General features: G+C 70.0%; 5 protein-coding genes. 4 read left to right on the top strand and 1 reads right to left on the bottom strand.

Annotated elements, in window-relative coordinates; all coding sequences use genetic code 11:
* From AB0M20_RS24855 to AB0M20_RS24845, 3 genes are all read left to right on the top strand, one after another.
* The coding region (locus tag AB0M20_RS24855; protein WP_364301991.1) for a response regulator transcription factor at positions 1 to 644 on the top strand (644 nt) is incomplete at its 5' end.
* A 68-nt stretch (positions 645 to 712) separates the two neighbouring features.
* On the top strand, positions 713 to 1,285 hold the full coding sequence (locus AB0M20_RS24850; protein ID WP_364301989.1) for a DUF664 domain-containing protein: 573 nt from the start codon (positions 713 to 715) through the stop codon (positions 1,283 to 1,285).
* Positions 1,286 to 1,307: 22 nt separating this feature from the next.
* Entirely contained in the window at positions 1,308 to 1,859 is a 552-nt protein-coding gene (locus tag AB0M20_RS24845) for a GNAT family N-acetyltransferase (RefSeq protein WP_364301987.1), read from the top strand.
* Positions 1,860 to 1,907: 48 nt separating this feature from the next.
* Here AB0M20_RS24845 and AB0M20_RS24840 read toward each other — a convergent pair whose 3' ends face one another.
* Positions 1,908 to 2,291, bottom strand: coding sequence for a hypothetical protein (locus AB0M20_RS24840; RefSeq protein ID WP_364301985.1), 384 nt, complete (start codon positions 2,289 to 2,291; stop codon positions 1,908 to 1,910).
* 220 nt (positions 2,292 to 2,511) lie between these two features.
* Here AB0M20_RS24840 and AB0M20_RS24835 point away from each other — a divergent pair, with 220 nt between their 5' ends.
* On the top strand, positions 2,512 to 5,325 hold the full coding sequence (locus AB0M20_RS24835; protein ID WP_364301983.1) for an AAA family ATPase: 2,814 nt from the start codon (positions 2,512 to 2,514) through the stop codon (positions 5,323 to 5,325).
* The last annotated feature ends 165 nt before the right edge of the window (positions 5,326 to 5,490 follow it).

Here is a 5,490-nt window from a genome sequence, read left to right as displayed (position 1 = left end):
GGCTGCTCGAGGAATCCGGGGCGGTCACGGTCACCGCGGCCGTCGGGTCGGCGGCGGACCTGCTCGACGCGGTCGTGCGGACCGCGCACGACGTGGTGCACACCCACTTCCTCATGCAGCTGCCGGGCGCGACGGGGCGGTCGATGGAGGGCATCGACGCGGCGCACACGATCAAGACGCGTACGCCCTCGGTCGGTGTGGTGATCCTCTCCCAGTACGCCGACGAGGCGTACGCGTTCGAGCTGTTCCGCAACGGCACCGCCGGGCTGGCGTACCTGCTCAAAGACCGGGTCGGCGACCTCGCGCAGCTGCTCGCGGCATTGCGGGAGGTGGCCGCGGGCGGCTCGGTGATCGACCCCCAGGTGGTCGACGCGCTGGTCGCCCGCCGGGCCCGGCTCCGCGAGTCGCCGCTGGCCAGGATGACGCCTCGAGAGCTCGAGGTGCTGCGCGAGATGGCGCAGGGCCACGGCAACGCCGGCATCGCGGCCCGGCTGTCGCTCGCCGAGTCCTCGGTGGAGAAGCACGTCAACTCGATCTTCACGAAACTCGGACTCACCGCCGAGACCCAGGTGCATCGCCGGGTGGCGGCGGTGCTCACCTTCTTACGGGACGCCGGCCTGACCCGTCCGCCGGCGGCGAGCTGAGCGTCCGCCGCTCGGTGGGTTCCGAGTACCCGTAGCTGAAACGCACCTCCATGCCTATGGTTGCTCGCATGACAAGCGCCTTCGGATTCACGCCGGGCAAGGCACCAGAGTGGGACATCGAGCGCTTCATGCGCGGTGACGAGGTCGAGACGGCGCTGATCACCCTGGAACGCAACCGGCGCACGTTCGCGTGGAAGTGTGCCGATGTGGATGCCGATGGGCTGAGGCTGCGGCTCGGTGCGTCGTCGGTAACGCTGGGCGGGCTGCTCAAACACATGGCGTGGGTCGAGGAACTCTACTTCCAGCACCGGCTCGCCGATCGACCGGTCAGGGCGCCGTTCGACCAACTGGACCTCGAGAGCGACTGGGACGACTGGGCGTGGAGCACGGCGGCCGACGACACCCCCGATGCGCTACGTGCGCTCTGGGTCGACACTGTGCACCGCTCGCGTGAAGCCCTGGCCGAGGCGCTGTCCCGCGGTGGCTTGGAGCAGACGACCCCGAACGGGATGAGCCTGCGCCGGTTGGTGGTGGACATGATCGAGGAGTACGCCCGCCACACCGGGCACGCCGACCTGCTCCGCGAGCAAGTCGACGGAGTTACCGGAGAAGGGCCCCCGCAGGACTTCCCGGTGCCCTGAGCCCGCCCAGAATATGACGCGCATGTCGCTGCCCACCCCCACGCTGCCCACCGCTCGCCTTCGACTGCGTCCCTTCGACGACGCGGATTCCGACGACCTCTTCGCCCTGCACAGCAACGCCCACGTGCTGCGCTACTGGGATGCGCCGCCGTGGAGCGACCGCGGGCGCGCCGAGCGATTCATCGCGGCGAGCCGGCGGATGGCAGCGGACGGAACCGGGGTGCGGCCGGCCGTGGACCGTGCCTCCGACGGGGCATTCATCGGCTGGTGCGGCCTGAGCAGGTGGAATCCGGACTACCGCAGTGCGGCGCTGGGCTACTGCTTCAACGAAGCGGCGTGGGGCCACGGGTACGCGACAGAGGCCGCTGACGCGTTGCTGCGGTGGGCATTCGACACGCTGGACCTCAATCGCGTCCAGGCCGAGACCGACACGCGCAACGTGGCCTCTGCCCGGGTGCTGGAGAAGCTCGGGTTCGTCTGCGAAGGAACGTTACGGGAAGACTGCATCGTGAACGGCGACGTCTCCGACTCATGGGTCTACGGGCTGCTCAGGCGGGAGTGGCGGTCGGCATGAGCGCGGACCGGCCCGCTCCGATTCCGGTGGGAGCGGGCCGGTTCACTGTTACGGAGTGAGGAGAAGGACGTCGCCGACCACGAAGGAGTTGTCGAACGGGGCGGCGGCGTTGCCCACCAGACGGGCCTGAGGCTGCAAGAGGTTCCCGTCGCGGCCGGCCGTCGCGGCAGCCGGCACCGAGAACGCGAACACATTGTCGCCGGCGTTCGGCCAGTTGGCGTCACCGTAGTTGCCGACGGTGTCCTGAGAGTTGATGAGCGACGGGTTCGTGACGTCGGTCAAGGTGAGGCGAATCCGGTACTTGCCGCCGGTGCCGAACAGGGCACCGCCGACCTCCGCCCGCACCTTCACATCGATCGGGGATCCAGCCTTGAAATCGTCGTTGTCGGTCTCGACGGCGATGACGTTGACGTCGTTCTGGGCGATGGACATGTGTACTCCTTTGATAGATCGGACGGGACGTTCGGAAAACGGTCAGGTGTCGGGTCCACGCTCTTTTGGGCGTACCCGAGCCGGCCGCTTGCTCCGGTCCCACCTCTACGGTCGGCGAGGAACCGGTGAGGCGAATCGTGGAGCGCACCACGAGGTTTGACATGACGGGTGGCCGACGACTGACTGGACACCTCGCCGCGACCGGAAACAGACTCGACGAATGCCACGGGTACTGCTCCAGCGCGAACGCGAGATCGCCGCCCTCGGGCGGCAGATCGGTGCCGTGCGGGCCGGTGCTGGTCGCTTGATCGTGGTCGAGGGTCCGGCCGGGATCGGCAAATCGAGTCTGCTCACCGCGACCGCCCGAATGGCCCGTGCGGCGAGTGTCCGGGTATTGCGGGCGTGGGGAGGTCCACTCGAGCGGGACGCCGGTTGGCAGATCGCGCGTCAACTCTTCGCACCCGTCCGTGCCGGCTCGGAGTGGAACAGGTTGGCGGTGGGCGTGGCCGCCCTTGCGCTGCCGGCGCTCGACCCCGAATCAGCGGCGCCGGCGCTGGTCGGCGACGCCATGCACGCGGCGACCCATGGGTTGATCGCGCTCACCTGCGATCTGGCCGAGCGATCGCCGACCCTGCTCATCATTGACGACGCCCATTGGGCGGACCTTCCGTCGCTGCGCTGGCTCGTCCGGACAACCCACCAGATCGCCGATCTGCCGCTCGGCATCGTGTGCACGATCCGATCCGGCGAGACCGCGGCCCAATCGGCCGTGCTCTCCGAGCTTCTCGCCGCGGCGCCGGAGGCGCCGATCCGTCCCCAGCCGTTGGATGCGGCCGCAGTGCAGAGGTTCGTCCACGAGCGGCTGCCCCGGGCCGGGCCCGCCTTCGTCGAGGCAACCCATACCGCCACCGCCGGAAACCCGTTCCTGCTCGGAGCGCTCACAGATCACCTCATCGCCGGGCAGATCGAGCCGGTGGACGAGATCGCGGGGTCGTTGAACGCCTTCGGCCCGGAACAGATCGCGCGTAGCGTCGAGCGCCAACTAGCCCGCCTCCCGGCCGGCGCCGAGGCCCTGGCCAAGGCCTTCGCCGTCCTCGGCTCTCGCGCACCTCTCCGCCACGCTCGCGACGTTGCCGGGCTGGGCTCCGCCGAGGCGACACGAGTGGCCGATCACCTGAGGGCCGCCGGACTGCTCGACGGCAGCGGTGTCGCGTGCGGGCTGACCCAGCCGCTGGTGACCAGTGCCGTCTACGGTGGTCTGCCCGCCGGCGAACGCTCCCTCTGGCACGCGCGGGTGGCCGCGCTTCTGCAGCGGGAACGAACCGATCCGGAAGCGGTCGCATCGCATCTGCTGCACTGTGAACCCGCGGCGGAGCCGGCGACCGTTGCGGTCCTCCGTGCCGCCGCGGACCGCGCGGGCCTGCGCGGTGCACCGGAGAGCGCTTCGGCCTTCCTCCGGCGCGCGCTCGCCGAGCCGCCCCTGGATCGTGCCGTCGAGGCGGAGGTCCGCAGCGAGCTCGGGCTGAGCCTCGCTGCCTACGTCCAACCAGCTGCTTTCGCGCATTTGGACGACGCGGTCGAGCTGGCCTCAACGCCGGTCCAGCGGTCCAGGATCGCTCTGTCCGGAGGACGGGCTCTCGGCCTGGCCGGGCAGTCCGACGAGGCGATCCGGCTCTGCCGCCGCGGCCTCGCACACCCGTCCGGCGTTGCACCCGGCTTGCTTGCCCGCCTGGAGGCCGAGCTCGTCGCCAACACCTGGCTTCACGCGCCTACGGCGGCGGAGGCGCGGGAGAGACTGCACCGCCGCCTGGCCGACCCGGACCCGCTTCCGCTGTGGCTCGTCCACCGGGCTTGGGAGGCGATCTGCGACGCCCGGCCCAAGAACGAACCACGAAGCCTGCTGGCGTCGGCCTTGGCGGGTGGGGCATTCACCGACGACGCCGACTCGATGCTCGAGACGTTCGCCACCCTCACGCTCATCGCGTGCGGAGACTTGGATGTCGCCCGAGAACGCTGCAGCGCGCTCGTCGACGTGGCCCGCACTCGGGGCCGGCTGACCGCGCTCGCACACGGGAGCGTCCTACGGGCGATCGCCCTGGTGGCCGCGGGCCGCATCAGCGACGCTGAGGCCGACGCACGGTTCGCCGTTGACTTCAAGCTCACCAACAGCTCGCCGCCGGCGACGCTATGGGCGCTGTTCCCGCTGGTCGACGCCCTGGTGGAACTCGATGAACTGGCTGACGCCGACGCGGCGCTGGCGGCCGCCAGTCGTCTCGGTGAGCTCCCGCCGGACGGCCTGAGCACCGCAATGCTGCTGGAGCGGCGCGCTCGGCTCCGGCTCGCTCAGCATCGTCCAGCAGACGCGCATGACGACTGCCTCGCCGCCGCCGGCGGCTGGGAGCGGCTCGGTATCAAGCATCCCGGCGTCGCCAACTGGCGGGTCGACGATTGCACGGCGCTCGTCGCCCTCGGCGACATCGGCGGCGCCCGCAAGGTCGCCGAGGAGCACGTGGAGCTCGCAGATCATGTCGGCCTGCCCGGGCCGCTCGGTGCCGGGCTGAGGGCACTCGCGCAGACCACCGATCGCAGTGCGGCAATCAATCTCCTGCGACAATCGGTCGATCTGCTTGCCGACAGCCAGGCGCAACTCGAACACACCCGATCCCTGCTCGCCCTGGGTGCCGCCCTGCGCCGGGCGAATCACCGTGCCGCCGCCAAGGTTCCTCTGCGGAAGGTTCTTGACCTCGCCGATCGTGGGGGCATGCTGCTGCTGGCGCGTCATGCCAGACGCGAGTTGCAAGCTGTCGGCGCTCGGCCGCGGCGCACCGCCGTGTCCGGATTGGATGCGCTGACCGCCGCGGAGCACCGTGTGGCCGAGCTGGCCGCCGGAGGCTGGAGCAACCGGCAGATCTCCGAGCAGCTCTATGTCACGCGTCGGACGGTCGAAACCCACCTCACGCACGTCTTCCGCAAGTTGCACCTGGCGGCGCGGATCGAGCTGGCAACCTGCTTCACGAAGGCGCAAGGGGGATGACGGCGAAGTAGATATGGGGGCCGTATCTGTCCGGTAAGCCGTTTGACGAAGTTGTGGTGCGGGCTCATGCTCGAAGGACCTCGCGCGATGCAGCGGCCGCCGTTGGTCGTTGTCGCCCCAGTCCCCGGCAACGCGCCACCGGCCGTCCGGAGACCCGTATGCCAC

The organism is Actinoplanes sp. NPDC051633 (assembly GCF_040681735.1).
Lineage (GTDB): Bacteria > Actinomycetota > Actinomycetes > Mycobacteriales > Micromonosporaceae > Actinoplanes.
This window is presented reverse-complemented; position numbering and strand designations above follow the sequence as displayed.